Annotated in this window: 15 protein-coding genes; 6 read left to right on the forward strand and 9 right to left on the reverse strand. The window is 71.4% G+C overall.

What is annotated here, in order from left to right:
• Positions 1–181: 181 nt before the first annotated feature.
• Positions 182–724 carry a lamin tail domain-containing protein gene (locus tag AB0J88_RS08535; protein ID WP_364346997.1) on the reverse strand — a complete coding sequence of 181 codons (543 nt, stop codon included), beginning with the start codon at positions 722–724 and terminating at the stop codon, positions 182–184.
• A 203-nt stretch (positions 725–927) separates the two neighbouring features.
• On the opposite strand from AB0J88_RS08535, the gene AB0J88_RS08540 reads away from it, so the two are divergent.
• Positions 928–2,112 carry a cytochrome P450 gene (locus tag AB0J88_RS08540; protein WP_364346995.1) on the forward strand — a complete coding sequence of 395 codons (1,185 nt, stop codon included), beginning with the start codon at positions 928–930 and terminating at the stop codon, positions 2,110–2,112.
• A gap of 12 nt (positions 2,113–2,124) precedes the next feature.
• Here the strand turns inward: AB0J88_RS08540 and AB0J88_RS08545 are convergent, their stop codons facing one another.
• The 4 genes from AB0J88_RS08545 to AB0J88_RS08560 all read right to left on the reverse strand — a co-directional run bounded on the left by AB0J88_RS08545 (position 2,125) and on the right by AB0J88_RS08560 (position 5,365).
• Positions 2,125–2,511, reverse strand: a complete 387-nt coding sequence (locus AB0J88_RS08545; RefSeq protein WP_364346993.1) for a VOC family protein — start codon at positions 2,509–2,511, stop codon at positions 2,125–2,127.
• 35 nt (positions 2,512–2,546) lie between these two features.
• Positions 2,547–3,320 carry a D-Ala-D-Ala carboxypeptidase family metallohydrolase gene (locus AB0J88_RS08550; protein WP_364346991.1) on the reverse strand — a complete coding sequence of 258 codons (774 nt, stop codon included), beginning with the start codon at positions 3,318–3,320 and terminating at the stop codon, positions 2,547–2,549.
• Positions 3,321–3,428: 108 nt separating this feature from the next.
• Positions 3,429–5,012: a non-homologous end-joining DNA ligase gene (gene ligD, locus AB0J88_RS08555; protein WP_364346989.1), complete on the reverse strand. Its 1,584-nt coding sequence runs from the start codon at positions 5,010–5,012 to the stop codon at positions 3,429–3,431.
• Positions 5,006–5,365 (reverse strand): DUF3040 domain-containing protein, encoded by a 360-nt coding sequence (locus AB0J88_RS08560; RefSeq protein WP_364346988.1) that lies wholly within the window; start codon positions 5,363–5,365, stop codon positions 5,006–5,008. Before AB0J88_RS08560 ends, ligD begins: the two co-directional genes overlap by 7 nt.
• Before the next feature lie 32 nt (positions 5,366–5,397).
• Here AB0J88_RS08560 and AB0J88_RS08565 point away from each other — a divergent pair, with 32 nt between their 5' ends.
• Positions 5,398–5,967, forward strand: coding sequence for a GNAT family N-acetyltransferase (locus AB0J88_RS08565; RefSeq protein WP_364346987.1), 570 nt, complete (start codon positions 5,398–5,400; stop codon positions 5,965–5,967).
• On the opposite strand, the gene AB0J88_RS08570 is transcribed toward AB0J88_RS08565, so the two are convergent.
• Together AB0J88_RS08570 and AB0J88_RS08575 are read right to left on the reverse strand one after the other, a co-directional pair.
• The gene (locus tag AB0J88_RS08570; protein ID WP_364346986.1) at positions 5,964–6,728 is read right to left on the reverse strand and encodes an isocitrate lyase/phosphoenolpyruvate mutase family protein; all 765 of its coding nucleotides are present in this window, start codon (positions 6,726–6,728) and stop codon (positions 5,964–5,966) included. The two genes, AB0J88_RS08565 and AB0J88_RS08570, sit on opposite strands and share 4 nt — an antisense overlap.
• Positions 6,729–6,780: 52 nt before the next feature.
• Positions 6,781–7,386 carry a DUF998 domain-containing protein gene (locus tag AB0J88_RS08575; RefSeq protein WP_364737840.1) on the reverse strand — a complete coding sequence of 202 codons (606 nt, stop codon included), beginning with the start codon at positions 7,384–7,386 and terminating at the stop codon, positions 6,781–6,783.
• A 147-nt stretch (positions 7,387–7,533) separates the two neighbouring features.
• On the opposite strand from AB0J88_RS08575, the gene AB0J88_RS08580 reads away from it, so the two are divergent.
• Positions 7,534–9,759, forward strand: coding sequence for an MMPL family transporter (locus AB0J88_RS08580; RefSeq protein WP_364346984.1), 2,226 nt, complete (start codon positions 7,534–7,536; stop codon positions 9,757–9,759).
• Positions 9,760–9,799: 40 nt separating this feature from the next.
• On the opposite strand, the gene AB0J88_RS08585 is transcribed toward AB0J88_RS08580, so the two are convergent.
• Both AB0J88_RS08585 and AB0J88_RS08590 read right to left on the reverse strand, forming a co-directional pair.
• Positions 9,800–11,230: a caspase family protein gene (locus tag AB0J88_RS08585; protein WP_364346983.1), complete on the reverse strand. Its 1,431-nt coding sequence runs from the start codon at positions 11,228–11,230 to the stop codon at positions 9,800–9,802.
• Entirely contained in the window at positions 11,227–11,601 is a 375-nt protein-coding gene (locus AB0J88_RS08590; protein WP_364346981.1) for a hypothetical protein, read from the reverse strand. Before AB0J88_RS08590 ends, AB0J88_RS08585 begins: the two co-directional genes overlap by 4 nt.
• Before the next feature lie 211 nt (positions 11,602–11,812).
• Here AB0J88_RS08590 and AB0J88_RS08595 point away from each other — a divergent pair, with 211 nt between their 5' ends.
• From AB0J88_RS08595 to AB0J88_RS08605, 3 genes are all read left to right on the forward strand, one after another.
• On the forward strand, positions 11,813–13,345 hold the full coding sequence (locus AB0J88_RS08595; protein ID WP_364346979.1) for a DHA2 family efflux MFS transporter permease subunit: 1,533 nt from the start codon (positions 11,813–11,815) through the stop codon (positions 13,343–13,345).
• A gap of 126 nt (positions 13,346–13,471) precedes the next feature.
• Positions 13,472–14,350 carry an expansin EXLX1 family cellulose-binding protein gene (locus AB0J88_RS08600; RefSeq protein WP_364346977.1) on the forward strand — a complete coding sequence of 293 codons (879 nt, stop codon included), beginning with the start codon at positions 13,472–13,474 and terminating at the stop codon, positions 14,348–14,350.
• 132 nt (positions 14,351–14,482) lie between these two features.
• Complete coding sequence (locus AB0J88_RS08605) at positions 14,483–15,484, forward strand: LCP family protein (protein ID WP_364347551.1); 1,002 nt, start codon at positions 14,483–14,485, stop codon at positions 15,482–15,484.
• Positions 15,485–15,501 lie beyond the last annotated feature (17 nt).

The following is a 15,501-nucleotide window of genomic DNA, read 5'->3' on the forward strand; positions in this document are numbered from 1 at the left end:
TCGCCACCAGGCGCGAGGCGATCCGCTCCTTGCCGGCGCCGCGCGCATGGTCATCCGCATCCGCCCGGCGGTCCGCCCACGACCCGAGGTCACCAGCCACCTTGCGCCGCCCCAACCCAGCGAAAACGGGGAGAGCCCCGGTGGCAGCAGCCACCGGAGCCCTCCCCGAACCGAGCCTGGGTCAGCAGGCGACCCGGCCCAGCCCGTCCCGGTCGCGCGGGCCGCGGCCGTCGCGACCGTCGCGGCCACCGTCACGACCGTCGCGGACGTTGCGCTCGCGGTACGAGCAGCTGTCGATCGTCCGGCCACGCGGGCCGCTCAGGACGGCCGTGTCACCGTCGTTGTTCCAGATGTGGTTCCCGCTCCGCCAGTAGACGTCCCGGCTGGTGTTCCGGCCGTTGCCGGTGTGCAGCCGGACCGTGCCACCGCGGCCCTCGAGCCACACGTTGCCGAACCTGTAGACGTGGTTCGCCCGGTCGGAGACCTCGTAGCCGTTGAGGTTCACGGCCCGGCGGCCGTGGTTGACCAGCGTGACGAACTCGCCGTTCAGGCTCTGGTTGGTGCGGGTGTCGCGGCCGGGAGCGTCGTACTGGATCGACTGGATCTGCACGACGGCCGGAGCCGGACGCTGCGGACGTGGGGCCGCAGAGGCCGAGGCGGCACCGACGAGGACGGACCCGAGGGCGACCAGTGAAGCGGAAGCGATTCCGACGATCTTGCGCACAACTTCCTCCGAAGATGTCCTTGGTGGAACGGGGATGTTCAGATCATTGCGGACATCCAGCACCAAAAGCACGCGGAAAACCTCCCTCTACGTCCGAATCGTCCTTTTCATCCTATTGCGGTCGTCGGATCAGACATGATCAGCTGGCCGCTCGGCACTGGCGCTCGACCGTTAGGGTGGCTGGCGGCAGGGAAGGGCATGAAATGGACTTGCAGACCGCTGTGACCTCGCTGTTCACGCCGGAGGGGCGCCTCGATCCGTACCCCGCGTACGACGTCCTACGCGCCCACGCGCCGGCCTTCGCCGCTCCGGACGGCCGCTGGTTCGTCACCACCCACGCGCTGACCAGCCGCCTGCTGCGCGACCCGGGCCTGCGTGTCGCGGACGCCGCCGACTACGACGGGTTCTGGCCGACCTGGCGGGACAACCGTGGTGTCGCCTCGATCGTGCTGTCCATGTTGAACACCAACGCTCCGGACCACACGCGGGTACGCCGTGCGGCCGCCGCGACCTTCACGCCCCGGCGTGTCGCGGCCCTCCGCGAGGTCATCGCCGGCCAGGCGGAAGACCTGATCAAGGCGATGCCGAGCCGGGCGGACTTCATGACCGCGTTCGCGTACCCGCTGCCGATCGGGGTGATCTGTGCCCTGCTCGGCATCCCCGAGGCCGACCGCCCGTGGTTCCGCCAGCGGGTCGCCGACCTGACCGTGGTGCTCGAGCCGATCAGCACCGAGGAGGAGATGCGACTCGCCGACGTGGCCGGGCGCGACCTGGAGGACTACTTCATCGGCCTGATCGCCGAGCGCCAGCGGTCACCCCAGGAGGACCTCACCAGCGCCCTGATCGCCGACAGAAGCCTGACCGGTGCGGAGCTACTGGCCAACCTCGTGCTGTTGCTGGTCGCCGGCTTCGAGACGACCACCAACCTGCTCGGCACCGGCATCGCGGTCCTGCTGGAGCGTCCGGACCTGGCCGACCGGCTGCGCACCGACCCGGACCTGGCGCCGGCCTATGTCGAGGAGATGCTGCGGTACGACTCGCCCGTGCAGCTCACGTCCCGCTCCACGACGGAGCCCGTGGACGTCGGTGACGGCCGCACCGTGCCGGCGGGCGTGGAGCTGACCATCCTGCTCGGCGCCGCCAACCGGGATCCGGCCCGGTACGCGGACCCGCACCGCTTCGACCCGGAGCGAACCAACGTCCAGCCGGTGTCGTTCGGCGGTGGCGCCCACTACTGCCTCGGCGCGCCGCTGGCCCGGCTCGAGGCCCAGGTCGCCTTCCCGCTCCTGCTGACCATGCTGCCCCGGCTGGCCCTGGCCGAAGGCGCCGAGCGCCGCGACCGCCTGGTGCTGCGGGGCTACGCCACGCTCCCGGTCACCACCGGCTGACCCGGACGCACGTCAGCGCGGGTCGCGGCGCAGCGGGTGGTCGGCTGGCACCTCGACCAGGACGATCCGCACCCCGTCGGGGTCTGAGATCGACATCTCGACCAGGCCCCAGGGCTCCGTCCGCGGCGGACTGGTCACCGTCACGCCGGCCGCGACCAGACGGGCGTGCTCGGCCCGCACGTCGCGCACCTGGAGCCAGATCTGCACCGGTCCCGGCGGCTCGCCGGGCGAGCCGCCGGACACCTCCAGGAACCCCTGGCCGAGGAAGAAGACCAGCCCCGGATGCGAGGGTGGCCCGAACTCGCGGTAGACCGCGAGTCCGAGCACCTCCCGATAGAACCGCTGGCTGCGCGCGGCGTCGGACGGTCGGAGCAGGACGCGGCTGCTGAGTACCTCCATGCGTCCAACATGCCGTGCCACGGCGCGAAACGGGGTCAGTTGTCGTCGAGCGGGTCCCGCATCGAACGCCCACCGACGCCGCAGTTCGGGGCCGACCAGAACCGGCTCGGGCGTCCGTCGACGTGGGTGTGGTCGTTGTGGTCCGGGTAGCCGGGGCCGAGGATGCCCGCGAACCCGTGGTTGCGGGCCGCCTGCGCGAACGTGCACAGCGAGAGCGGCCCGGCGCCGAGGTCGGCCGCGTCGCCGTACAGGTGCCGGCTGCTGCTCGCGCCGCCGACCGCGGAGTTGCACGCCTGGCTGCGGAAGCCGCTGGTCACCCGGATCTGCTGGTCGCCGAGCGCGTGCCGCATGGCCTGGAGCTTCCACATGGTCACCAGGGCGTTGAACCGCGCCGTGGCCGCCGAGACGTTCCCGCCGGCCCAGGTGGTGTTGCAGTTGTTGAGTTCGGCGTAGGAGAAGTTGACCGGCGTGCAGTCGTCGTCCTGCAAGGCGTAGAACCGGTTGAACGTGTTGGGGCCGGCGATGCCGTCCGCGGCCAGCCCGTACGCCTGCTGGAAGCGGATCACCGCCGACCGGGTCGCCGGGCCGAACGCGCCGTCGATGCCGAGGACCGCGCCGGTGCCGGGGTAGCCGGCGACCCGGATCTGAAGTTGGCGCACGTCTTCGCCGGACATGCCCTGGGACAGCGTCCTGCCCCAGGTGTAGCAGCCGTCGGCCTGCGCGGCGCCCGCGGTGGTGACCAGGCCGACCGTCGTCGACGCGACGGCGAGGGAGAGGACAGCGAGAAGCTTGGTGAGTACGCGGCGCATGGAGCGCCTCCCGTCAAGTGGGAAACATTGACGGATGGAAGTATCTCCATGCGAAGTGACGGCGTCAATAATCGCCGGTTAACGAAGGCAGCGCGGCAAAAAGTTCCGTCAACGCAGCCGGGGCAGCTTCTGCCGGGCCACCAACACGTCGTGGAACGGGTCGCCCTCGGTCGCCAGCCGCCGCAGGATCGTGCGCAGGGTCCACTTGTCCGGCCGCAGCGCCCGATCGGAAAGCTCGTCCCAGTGGATTGGCGCCGACACCGGCGCACCCGCCGCCGGACGCGGGCTGTACGGCGCGACCAGCGTGTTGCCGATCGCGTTCTGCGTGTAGTCCAGCCTCGCCAGACCGTCCCGCTCGGATTTCTGCCACTTCCAGCTGACCAGCTCCGGCGCCGCGGCGGCGACCGTGCGCGACAGCTTCTCCACCCACGCGCGGGTGGTCGCGTACGACGGGCCGCGGGTGATCGGGATCCAGATCTGGATGCCGCGCTTGCCGGTCACCTTGGCCCGGGACAGCACGCCGAGGTGGTCCAGGGCCTCGCGGTGCAGCCGGGCCAGCTCCACCAGGTCACGCCACGAGGTCGACGTGCCCGGGTCCAGATCGATCAGGGCGTACGTCGGCTTGTCCGGCTTGTCCACCTGGGACGCCCAGGGATGCCACTCCAACCCGCCGAAGTTGGCCGCCCACAGCAGCGCCGCCGGCTCGTCCGCGACAAGGTACGTGCGCGACTCGCCTTCAGCGGCGTCGGGGTTGTCCCAGCGTGCGAGCCACGACGGCGCGTGCGCGGGAAGCTCCTTCTGCCAGAACCCCCGGGTGCCCGCGCCGTCAGGATAGCGGTGCAGGTTGAGCGGCCGCCGGGTCAGGTAGGGCAGGACCGTCGGCGCGATCTGCGCCGTGTAGCGCAGGAGCTCCCGCTTGGTGATCGGCTTGCCCCGCCCGCGCCCCGGGAACAGCACCTTGTCGAGGTTGGTCACCCGCAGGTCCCGGCCGAAGACGTGCCAGGTGCCCTGGGTCTTGAGCCGGTCCAGTGCCTTGAGCTCGTCCGGGTCGGCCTCGGTCGCGGCGTCGGGCTTCAGGGCGAGGCTGGCCGTCGCCGCCGGCAGGTCCGACCGCCACAGCCGGTCCGGGTCCGCCTTCACCTCGTCGTTGGTGCGCCCCGACAGCACCGACCGGGGATGCTTCTCCGGATCCCAGTTCGGCTTGGCGTACGCGTCCTTCTTGTGCAGCAGGATCCAGTCGTCGGCCCGGGTGCGCACGAACACGAACCGGCCCTTGAGCTTCTCGCCGTGCAGGTCGGCGTGCAGCTCACCGTCGGCGAGCGCCTTGGCCGGGTCCTGCTCCTGCGGCTCCCAGGTGCCGGTGTCCCAGACGATCACGTCGCCGCCGCCGTACTCGCCGGCCGGGATGACCCCTTCGAAGTCGATGTACTCCATCGGGTGGTCTTCGACGTGGTACGCGCCGCGGCGCACCCCGGCGGAGAGCGTCGGACCCTTCGGCACCGCCCAGCTCACCAGCACGCCGTCGATCTCGAGGCGCACGTCGTAATGGAGGTTGCGCGCGCGGTGCCGCTGCACCACGAAGCGCCGACCGTCCTCGCCTCCGCTGGGCCGGCGTTGCCCCGACGGCTCCGGCGTCCGGCCGAAGTCGCGCTTGCCCCGGTACGGCGCGAGCTTCTCGCGCGGGGTCACCACGGTCGGGACCGTTTGCGCCAGCGCGGGGCGGCGGTGCGGCCGACGAACCAGGTCATCATGGCGAGCGCGGCGACGACACCCAACGCGGCCACGCCGGGTCGGTGCCACATGATCAGCATCAGCGGCGTCAGGGCGAGCAGCGCGACGATGACCGTCAGGGGCACCACGAGCCCCACCCATTGCCGGCTCCGCCCTCGCATCCGTCTGGCGAACCGCGGATCTTCGGCCGCCAGGTGGCGTTCGATCTCGGCCAAGCGCTGCCGGTCGCCCTGACTGAGCACGGCCATCGCCTCCGTACACACCTGAAAGTCATGCCGTACACCCGGGCGCATACCCACCCCGGCCACCTTCATGCCGCCCTTACTAGCGCGGATATCGTCGCCGGGTGCCTTCTCTAGCAACTCCCGCGGTGCCGCCCGGCGCCATGTCCGCGACCCGCCAACCCGAGATCGACGGCGACGGTGTCCGGTTGCGGCCCTGGCGTCCGGATGACCGCGAGGTCGTGCTGGTCGGGTACGCCGACCCGGCGGTCCAGCGTTGGCACTGTCGGTCGATGACACCGCTGGAGGCCGACGCCTGGATCGCGTCGTGGCGGGGCCGGTGGAGCGGGGAGAGCGGTGCCGGCTTCGCGATCGAGCGCGAGGGCGCGGTCGTCGGCCAGATCAGTCTCCGCCGGATCGACCTGGCCGAAGGCCTGGCCGAGGTCTCCTACTGGGTGCTGCCCACCGCCCGCGGTGCGGGGGTCGCCGGGAGGGCACTGACCGCGCTCACGGGTTGGGCGTTCGGCAAGCTCGGCCTGCACCGGGTCGAGGTGGCGCACTCCACCGCCAACCCGGCGTCGTGCGCGGTCGCCGAGCGCGCGGGCTTCGTCCTGGAGGGCACCAAGCGGGCCGAGGCCAAGCACGCCGACGGCTGGCACGACATGCACCTGCACGCCCGCCTCGACACCGACTAGGCCCCGGCGAAGCGGATCAGCCGGTCCTGCATCTCCGCGTACGAGGTCGCGGCCGGGAGCGGCTGGCCGTCGCGTACACCGGTGGCCACGGCGACCGCGGCGTCGAGGGCGGCGCGGTAGGGGAGCGAGCCGGTGCTGACCCGGCGGATGCCCAGGTCGGCCAGGTGCGGCAGGGACAGTTCCGGGATCACCAGCACGTTGACCGGCACCGGCACGTTGACCGCGAGGTCGCGCAACTCGGCCGGATTCGTCGCGCCGGGCACGAAGATGCCGTCGGCACCGGCCGAGACGTACGCCGCGGCCCGCTCCAGCGTCGCCGACAGCGTCGCGTCCTGCCCCAGCCAGTACGTGTCGATGCGGGCGTTGACGTACACGAGCGGGTTGCGGGCCTTGATCGCGGTGAGCTTCTCGACGTGCGCCGCCGGTTCGAGCAGCCGCCCGTCGCTGCTGTCCTCCACGTTGACGCCCGCGACGCCGAGGCTCGCGACGTAGTCGGCCACCTCGCCCGGATCGGTCGAGTAGCCGTCCTCGATGTCGACGGAGACGAAGGCCGGCAGGGCGGACAGGGTGTGGGCGAGGGCGCGGGAGGCGTCGCGGCTCGCGGCTCGGCCGTCGGGCACGCCCAGGCCGGCCGAGATGCCGAAGCTCGTGGTGCCGACCGCGGGGAAACCGGCCTCGACGAACGCGAGCGCCGAGGCGACGTCCCACGCGTTGGGCAGCAGCAGGGGCAACGTACCGTCGTGGAGGTCTCGGAACGTCATGCTCGGACGCTACCGGGCCGGGCTGGGCGGCGCGGCGGCAATCGGAGCGAGCCTAGGTCTTCTCCGAGGCGAGCGCGACGAAGATCGGGTTGAGCTGGCGGGCGTTGAAGACCACCACGACCGGCCACAGGGACTCGGCCCCGGCCAGGAAGCGCTCGGTGAGCCCGATCTGGTCACCCCGGTTGAACAGCTCGTAGGCGAACCAGAACAGCAGCACGATCATCACGCCGACCGCGAGCAGGGACGCGGTCGGCCGCAGCGACCACGGCGCGTACGGCTCCGTGCGAAAGGCGAAGGCCGGCCAGACCATGAGGGCGACGAAGCCCGCGCCGGCGACGAGCCCGTGCATCGCCGAGGTGCCCTGAACCGGCTGCGGGAAGAACGCGGAGGCCAGGGTGACCACGCCGCCGAAGGCCATCACGACGCGGCCGGCCAGCATGGCGGGTCGCAGGCCGATGGCGGTCAGGACGAAGCAGATGCCCATGCCCGTGAAGCCGACCACCATGATCCAGCGGTCGGTGGCAGCCAGCCCGCCGAGCGCGCTGATCGTGTCGCGGGTCGTGCTGTAGCTGGCCGACTGGCGGGCGGTGGCCAGCACGAGTCCACCCAGGAGAAAGATCGGGGCCAGGATCGCCGAGACCACTGCCCACCCCGGCACCGCACGCACCGCGCCAGTTTTGCACGATTTGCACCGATCAGATCCGGTTTCCGATTAGGACGTTTTTCACATCAGGGGCAAGCTGAGAGCCGATAATCAGCTTGGCCAGTCATGGTCCATGCCACCCCCGCCCTTGATGAGGGAGACATGGCTACCGTCCTTTACCGCCTCGGCCGCGCGTCCTTCCAGCGGCGCCGGCTGGTGGTCGCCCTTTGGCTCGTCGTCCTGGTCGCGCTGGGCGGTGCCGCGGCCGCCTTCATGAAGCCCACGACGAACGACTTCACCATGCCGGGTACGGAGTCGCAGCGCGCCATCGACGCCCTCGCCCGCGAGTTCCCGGCGGCGAGCGGCACCACCGGCACGATCGTGATCGCCGCCCCGCAGGGCCGCACCTTGCAGGACGCCGACGCCAGGGCCGCCGTCGAGGCGGTGGTGCGCGAGGCGGGTTCCCTGCCGGGTGCGGTCGCCGCCGTCGACCCGTTCAAGGCCGGCGCGATATCCCAGGACGGCCGCCACGCGCTGGTCCAGGTGCAGTTCGCGGCCCAGGACGACGCGATCACCGACGCGCAGCGCGACGCGTACGCGCACTCGGGCGCGGCCGCCGAGCAGGCCGGCCTGCGGGTCGAGCACGGCGGCGAGGTCATGCACAACGAGCCGGAGATGGGCGGCACCGAGGGCATCGGCGTGCTGATCGCGCTGGCCGTCCTCGTGGTCACCCTCGGCTCGCTGGTCGCCGCCGGGATGACCATGCTGACCGCGCTGATCGGGGTCGGCGCCGGCATGGCCGGACTGTTCGCGCTCAGCGGCGTCGTGGGGCTGACCAGCACCGCGCCCATCCTCGCGCTGATGCTCGGCCTGGCCGTCGGCATCGACTACTCGCTGTTCATCACGTCCCGCTACCGCCAGCACGTCCGCGACGGGGTGCCGCCGCCCGAGGCCGCGGGCCGGGCGCTGGGCACCGCCGGCTCGGCCGTGCTCTTCGCCGGCGGCACGGTGGTCATCGCGTTGGCCGGCCTGGCCCTGGTCGGCATCCCGTTCCTGACCGTGATGGGGCTGGCCGCGGCCGGCACCGTCGCGGTCGCGGTGCTGGTCGCGGTGACGCTGCTGCCGGCGCTGCTCGGCTTCGCCGGCCGGCGGGTGCTGTCCCGCCGGGAGCGTGGGCTGGACCGCGAGACGGGTCATGGGCCGGCCGGGCGATCGACCGCGCGGCACGGTGCGTCCCGCCGCGAACCGGCCGGCTTCCGGTGGGCCGGGCAGGTGATCCGCTTCCGGGTGCCGTTGCTGCTGGTCGGCGTCCTCGGGCTCGGCGCGCTGGCCCTGCCGGCCCTGGACATGCGGCTCGCCCTGCCCGACGCCAGCACCGCGCCGGCCGGCAGCCCGACCCGGGCCGCCAACGACCTGATCACCGAGGGCTTCGGGCCGGGCTTCACCGGGCGGCTGGCCCTCGTCGTCAGCACCGACAGCGCGGCCACCGCCAAGGCCGCGGTGGCGGAGGTCTCCCAGGATCTCGCGGGTACGCCCAACCTGCTGGCCGTGACGCCGCCCAACCTCAGCCAGGACGGGAAGACGGCACTGCTGGGCGTGCTGCCGAAGACCGGCCCGACCGACCCGGCCACCGAGACGCTGGTGCACGACATCCGGTCCACCGCCCGCGGAGTCTCCGGCGCCGACATCGCGCTGACGGGCCAGACCGCCGTCGGCATCGACGTGTCGGCGAAGCTGTCGCGCGCGCTGCCGACGTACCTGCTGCTGGTCGTCGGCTTGTCGGTCCTGCTCCTGGCGGTGGTGTTCCGGTCGGTGCTGGTGCCGGTCAAGGCGGCGCTGGGCTTCCTCCTCACCGTGGGGGCGACGTTCGGGCTGACGACGCTGGTCTTCCAGCAGGGACACCTGGCCGGGCTCGTCGGCCTCGACACGCCCGGCCCGCTGGTCAGCTTCCTGCCGATCCTGCTGATCGGCATCCTGTTCGGCCTGGCGATGGACTACGAGGTCTTCCTGGTGTCCCGGATGCGCGAGGACTTCGTGCACGGCGACACACCGACCCGGGCGACCGTCAACGGGATGGGCCACGGCGCTCGGGTCGTGACCGCGGCCGCCCTGATCATGACCGCCGTGTTCGCCGGCTTCATCCTGCTGGACGATCCCGTGATCAAGTCGATGGGCTTCGCGCTCGCCGTCGGTGTCGCCGTCGACGCGTTCGTCGTGCGGCTGACCCTCGTGCCCGCCGTGATGTCGATGCTCGGCCGGTCGGCGTGGTGGCTGCCGCGCTGGCTCGACCGGATCCTGCCGGACGTCGACCTGGAGGGCGCGAAGCTGCGCCGGCACCTGGACGCGGCGGCGGAGGACCGGGAGCTGGCCGACGCCTCGACGCGCTGACCAGTCTCGCGGCGGGCCGCCGGACACCCTGTGCCGCGTGTCACCCGTCGTTGAACGCGGACCGCATCCGGTCGTAGAACTGGCCCTGCGCGGGTCGCCGGGTCAGCGTCAGGTGCACCCGCCGGACCCAGTCGTCGAGTTCGCCGGCCGACGAGACGACGCCGTCGGCGCCGGACGCCTTGGCCCGGGCGCGCGAGTCGTCGGTGACGCGCGCGGTGAAGAAGACCGCCGGCCCGCCGTAGCCGGTGGCGCGGATCCGGGTCAGGTCGTCGAAACCGACCTCGCGGCCTTTTCGGGTGACGTCCGAGATCAGGGCGTTGAAGCTGACCGCGCCCAGGAGCTGGACGGCCTGGTTCGCGGTCATCGCCGGGTAGACCACGGCGCCGCGCGCGGTGAAGGACCGGATCAGAATCTCGTTGCTCTCCGGCGCGTCGTCGAGCCACAACAGGCGGATGCCGTCGAGATCGTCTTTTGACGGCGGCCGCGCGCCCTGCTCGCCGAGCAGCTCGCGAGCCTTGTCGCCGACCTTGGGCAGGTCCTCGGCGGCGATCCGGTGCAGCTCGGCGCGGGCGGCGAGGATCTGGGCCGGCTGACCGCCGCCGAGCCACTCGCCGAGCGTGTCGAGCGCGGCCGCGCGGATCCCTGGCCGCGGGTGGTCGAGCAGGGCGCGCAGATCCGGCGGGACGGTGGCGGGGGTAACCCGCATGCCGGCCGGGTTGCGGGCCAGCACGATGGGCGCCTCGGTGCCGAACGACCACCGCTGCGGCGTCTGTCCGGGCGTCGTGGCGACCACCCGCCGGTGCGCGAACGCGAACGCCTCGTCGACCGTGATCAGCCCGTCGTCATCGGTGTCGGCGGCACCGGTCCGCAGGCCCTCGACCAGGGCAGCGGTGAACACGGAGGGGTGCGGTTCGAGGGGTTCGCCCTCGAACGAGTACTCGGTGGCGCGGGAGGCGGTGAGCACGACCGTGCCGCGGGCTCTCAGCTGGGCCGCGAGGTCGTCGTCGCCCTTGGCGTTGTGCGCGAACGCGCCGCTGAAGCAGCAGTCGAGGACCACGACCTGCGCCCGCGCGCGGCAGTCATCCATCCGGTCCATCAGCCAGCTCGCCTCCACGGCGGTGGCCGCGAGCTGCGCCTTTACGGTGTCGGAGGACGCGAACCAGAGCCTTCGACGGGCGTCGAGCAGGCCGTGGCAGGACAGGTAGACCAGCGCCAGGTCGTCGCGGTCGCAGCTTGCGGTGAAGTCGACGATCCCCCGGCGTACGTCACCGGCGCCCTGGTCGGTCAGCTCGGTGACCTCGAACCCGCCGGCGGCCGGATCGGCGAGCACTTTCCCGAGTGCGGCCGCGTCGTGCGCGGGGGAGCGCAGGCGGCGCAGCGCCGGGTCGGCATAGGTCGCGGTGGCGACCACCAACGCCCGGCGTGGGCCGGCCGGCAGCGGCGGCGCCGCCCAGGTCCGAGGTGCGGTCATGCCTGGTCGTCGGGGGGTGCCACGCGAGCGAGGTAGGCGTCGACCAGCGCCCCGCGCTGCTTGCGGGTGAACGTGCCGGCGATCTTCTGGCCGTCGATCTCGACGGTGACGTCGGAACGCTGCCGCGACAGCCAGGACGTCACGACCGCCATGACCCCGTCCACGATCGACGGTGCGACGGCGACGAGCAGGGCGCCGACCGCGAGCGCCTCGCCGGCCTTGCTGCCGCCCGGCGGCGGGCCGGTTGGACGGGTGACCGACTCGACATCGAGCTCGAGCAACTCGGCGCGCAGGTCATCGGCCATCCGGGCGAGCAGGTCGTCGTCGACGTCGGCGGCCACGTCGACCCGAATCCGCAAGGTGTCGACCATCGGATCAGGCTACCGCCGAAAGCCCCGGGACTCAGCCCTCGCCATCGATGACGGCGAGTAAGCGGATCAACGCCTTCAATTGTGGATCTAAGCGGCGGCCCAAACGTGAGCGCCGTCACCCAACGTGAAATTCGCTTCGGGATTCGTACGCGTGTCTGGGAACATCGTGGCGCCTCGATCGGGGCAGGTCGATCCTGGGGGGAGATCGCGGATGACAACGCAGGCCGTGCCGGCGGCTGGGTCCGACAAGCTCGACAGCGGTGTGCTCAAGGTAGCCGGCGTGGTGGTGCTCGGCGCCATCATGTCGATCCTCGACATCACTGTCGTCAGCGTCGCCTTGCCGACGTTCCAGCGCGAGTTCAACGCCACGTACGCCACCGTCGCCTGGACGATGACGGCCTACACGCTGGCCCTGGCGACGGTCATCCCGATCACCGGCTGGGCCGCCGACCGGTTCGGCACCAAGCGCCTCTACCTGCTCTCGCTGGTGCTGTTCGTCGGTGGCTCGGTGCTGTGCAGCTTCGCCTGGGACATCGGCCCGCTGATCGTGTTCCGCGCGATCCAGGGCCTGGGCGGCGGCATGCTGATGCCGCTCGGCATGACGATCATGACGCGGGCCGCCGGGCCGGACCGGGTCGGCCGCGTGATGGCCGTGCTCGGCGTGCCGATGTTGCTCGGCCCGATCGGTGGCCCGATCCTCGGCGGCTGGCTGATCGAGGCCGAGAGCTGGCAGTGGATCTTCCTGATCAACGTGCCGATCGGCGTCGTGGCGTTCGTGCTGTCCCTGCGGATTCTGCCGAAGGACCAGCCGCAGCCGTCCGAGTCGTTCGACTTCCTCGGCATGCTGCTGCTCTCGCCGGGTCTGGCGCTGTTCCTCTACGGCGTCTCGTCGATCCCGGGTGAGGGCAAGGTCGGCTCGGCCAAGGTGCTGATCCCCGCGCTCGTCGGGCTGGCGCTGCTGATCGCGTTCGTGCTGCACGCCCTGCGCAAGCAGCACCCGCTGATCGACCTGGGCCTGTTCAAGAACCGCAACCTGACCGTCTCGACGGTCACGCTGACCCTCTTCACGGTCGCGTTCATGGGCGCCATGCTGCTGTTCCCCAGCTACTTCCTCCAGGTGCGCGGCCAGTCGACGCTCGACGCCGGCCTGCTGATCGCGCCGCAGGGCCTGGGCGCGATGGTCACCATGCCGATCGCCGGACGCCTGACCGACAAGATCGGGCCGGGCAAGCTGGTGCTGCCAGGCCTGCTGCTCATCGCGCTCGGCATGGCCACGTTCACCCAGGTGACCCCGGACTCGTCGTACGTGCTGCTGCTCGGCTCGCTGTTCGTCAGCGGCCTCGGCATGGGCATGACGATGATGCCGATCATGTCGGCCGCACTCGCCTCGCTGACTCACCAGCAGGTGGCGCGCGGCTCGACGATGATGAACATCATCCAGCAGACCGCCGGCTCGATCGGCACCGCGGTGATGTCGGTGATCCTCACCAACCGGGTGCTCGACAGCCAGGAGGCCACGGCCTACAGCGCGGTCACGCAGGGCCAGGTTCCGGCCAGCCAGGTGCCGCCGGCGGTGCTCGAGCAGGGTCAGGCGTCGCTGGCCGACGCGTTCGGCCACACCTGGACGATCGCCGTCGTGCTGCTGGTGCTGTGCCTGGTGCCGGCGCTGTTCCTGCCCCGCAAGCGGATCGAGAAGGCGGACACCCCGGACGACGCGCTCGCGGTCCCGGTCCCGATTCACTAGCTGGTCAATGCGGGCGGGACACGTCCGCATTGGCTGGACGACCATCCCGGACGAACCGGGCGGACTACGCCGGGCGGCTGACGCTCGCCTGGCCAGGTCCGCCCGCGTACGGCAGGATCGATCGCCGTGACCGGAGGATGGCAACGGCGCTGGTGGCTGGTGGGCGGTGTGATCGCCCTCGCCGCGGTCGTGACAGGCGTGTTCGCCCTGCGTGGCGCGGGCAGCGCGTGCGCGGCGGCGGCCCAGGCGACCACCGGCAAGGCGACCTTCTACACCGACGACGGCGGCAACTGCTCGTACCCGAGCCCGCCCGCCGACCGGCTCTTCGTGGCTCTCTCGCCGTCGGAGTACGCCGACGGCGCGAAGTGCGGGGGATACCTCGACGTCAAGGGGCCGAACGGCAGCGTCCGGGTCAAGGTGGTCGACCAGTGCCCGCCGTGCACGTCCGGCCACATCGACCTGAGCCGCGAGGCGTTCGCCAGGATCGGTGACCCGGTCGACGGCATCATCCCGGTCACCTACACGTTCGTGGCCAACCCGAAGACGAGCAACCTGACCTTCCGCATCAAGGAGGGCTCGTCGGCGTACTGGTTCGCCGTCCTGGTCGACAACACCGGCAACGCGCTGAAGACGGTCGAGGCCAAGGCTCCGGGCGGCTCCTGGCGTTCCGCGCACCGCGAGCCCTACAACTACTGGCTGATCGACAGCGGCATCGGGTCCGGCCCCTACAGCGTCCGGGTCACGGACGTCCGCGGCCGCTCGGCCACCGCCACCGGCATCAAGCTCGCGCCCGGCTCGACCCAGACCTCTCGGGTGCGCCTGGGCGGCTCGGGCGCGCCAACCGAGTCCAAGACGCTCCCGACGAAGAAGCCCACGCCCCGGCCGAGCGCGTCCGCGACGCCGACCGCGTTGCCGTTGACGACGCCGTCGGCGGGAGCGCCGCCCGAGGCTGCGGTCCTCGCCGACGTGCCGGCCGCGGCGGGCCTAGGGAGCCGCTGCGACTGACCGGGAAAACGTGGCGCGGTTCACTGTGGACGGCCAGTCCAGGGGCGATACATTTCCACGTCCTTGCGTACGATCGGTCCCGTGCCTGGACCGGAGCTCATCGACGTCGATCAGGGGACGACCTCGCCGGTCATGTCCGAAGCGCCCGCACCGCCGAAGCGAAAGCGCCGCAAGCTGCGGCTCTTTCTGCTGATCACCGGTCTGGTCCTGGTGGTGCTCGCCGGTGGCGGCGCGCTCGCCGGTGTGATCTACGTGCGCTCGGTCGAGAAGAGCATCGACAAGGTGGACGCGTTCACCGAGGTTCCGGCGCAGCACCGGCCCGACAAGCTGGTCGCCGAGGCGATGAACATCCTCCTGCTCGGCAGCGACTCGCGGGATCCCGACAATACCGAGGGCTCGCGCAGCGACACGATCATCGTGCTGCACCTGCCGGCTGACCGGGCCACCGCCCAGCTCATCTCGATTCCCCGTGACACCTGGGTGCACGTGCCGGCTTCCAAGGACGGCCGCCACGGCAACCGCGACGGGAAGATCAACGCATCGTTCGCGTGGGGCGGCCTGCCGCTGATGGTGCAGAGCGTCGAAGACTTCACCAAGGTCCGCATCGACCATGTGGTGCTGATCGACTTCGCGGGCTTTCAGCAGATCGTCGATGCCCTGGGCGGCATCGAGGTCGACGTGGACCAGAGCTTCACCTCTCACCACCCGCCCTACCGCAAGTTCACCAAGGGCAGGATGCACATGGACGGCACGGTCGCGCTCGACTTCGCCCGCCAGCGCAAGCAGTTGGTCGACGGCGACTTCGGTCGGATCCGTCACCAGCAGGCTGTGATCAGGGCCATTCTCGACAAGGCGGCCTCCGGCGGGCTTCTGACCAACCCGGGCGGCCTCAACAGTTTCCTTCGGGCGACCGCCGACGCCGTGGCGGTCGACAAGACACTGTCGATCGTCGACCTCGCACCGCAGCTGCGTCACCTGCGCAGCGACAGCCTGGCGTTCCTGACCACGCCGACCAAGGGCACCGGCACAGTCGGCTCGGAAAGCGTGGTGTTCGCCGACGCCACGAAGTCGAAGCAGCTCTATGACGCCGTGCGCCGCGACGCCGTCCGGGAGATCCTGGACAAAGCCAGCTAACCGGGGGACCAGCGGGG

This window comes from Asanoa sp. NPDC049475 (assembly GCF_040676915.1).
Lineage (GTDB): Bacteria > Actinomycetota > Actinomycetes > Mycobacteriales > Micromonosporaceae > Asanoa.

What these genes read in the sequence shown, in the direction of transcription:
- AB0J88_RS08540 (WP_364346995.1), top strand. Translation starts at nt 928, where the DNA reads ATGGACTTGCAGACCGCTGTGACCTCGCTGTTCACGCCGGAGGGGCGC.
- AB0J88_RS08545 (WP_364346993.1), bottom strand. Translation starts at nt 2,511, where the DNA reads ATGGAGGTACTCAGCAGCCGCGTCCTGCTCCGACCGTCCGACGCCGCG.
- AB0J88_RS08550 (WP_364346991.1), bottom strand. Translation starts at nt 3,320, where the DNA reads ATGCGCCGCGTACTCACCAAGCTTCTCGCTGTCCTCTCCCTCGCCGTC.
- AB0J88_RS08560 (WP_364346988.1), bottom strand. Translation starts at nt 5,365, where the DNA reads ATGAAGGTGGCCGGGGTGGGTATGCGCCCGGGTGTACGGCATGACTTT.
- AB0J88_RS08570 (WP_364346986.1), bottom strand. Translation starts at nt 6,728, where the DNA reads ATGACGTTCCGAGACCTCCACGACGGTACGTTGCCCCTGCTGCTGCCC.
- AB0J88_RS08580 (WP_364346984.1), top strand. Translation starts at nt 7,534, where the DNA reads ATGGCTACCGTCCTTTACCGCCTCGGCCGCGCGTCCTTCCAGCGGCGC.
- AB0J88_RS08585 (WP_364346983.1), bottom strand. Translation starts at nt 11,230, where the DNA reads ATGACCGCACCTCGGACCTGGGCGGCGCCGCCGCTGCCGGCCGGCCCA.
- AB0J88_RS08590 (WP_364346981.1), bottom strand. Translation starts at nt 11,601, where the DNA reads ATGGTCGACACCTTGCGGATTCGGGTCGACGTGGCCGCCGACGTCGAC.
- AB0J88_RS08595 (WP_364346979.1), top strand. Translation starts at nt 11,813, where the DNA reads ATGACAACGCAGGCCGTGCCGGCGGCTGGGTCCGACAAGCTCGACAGC.
- AB0J88_RS08605 (WP_364347551.1), top strand. Translation starts at nt 14,483, where the DNA reads ATGTCCGAAGCGCCCGCACCGCCGAAGCGAAAGCGCCGCAAGCTGCGG.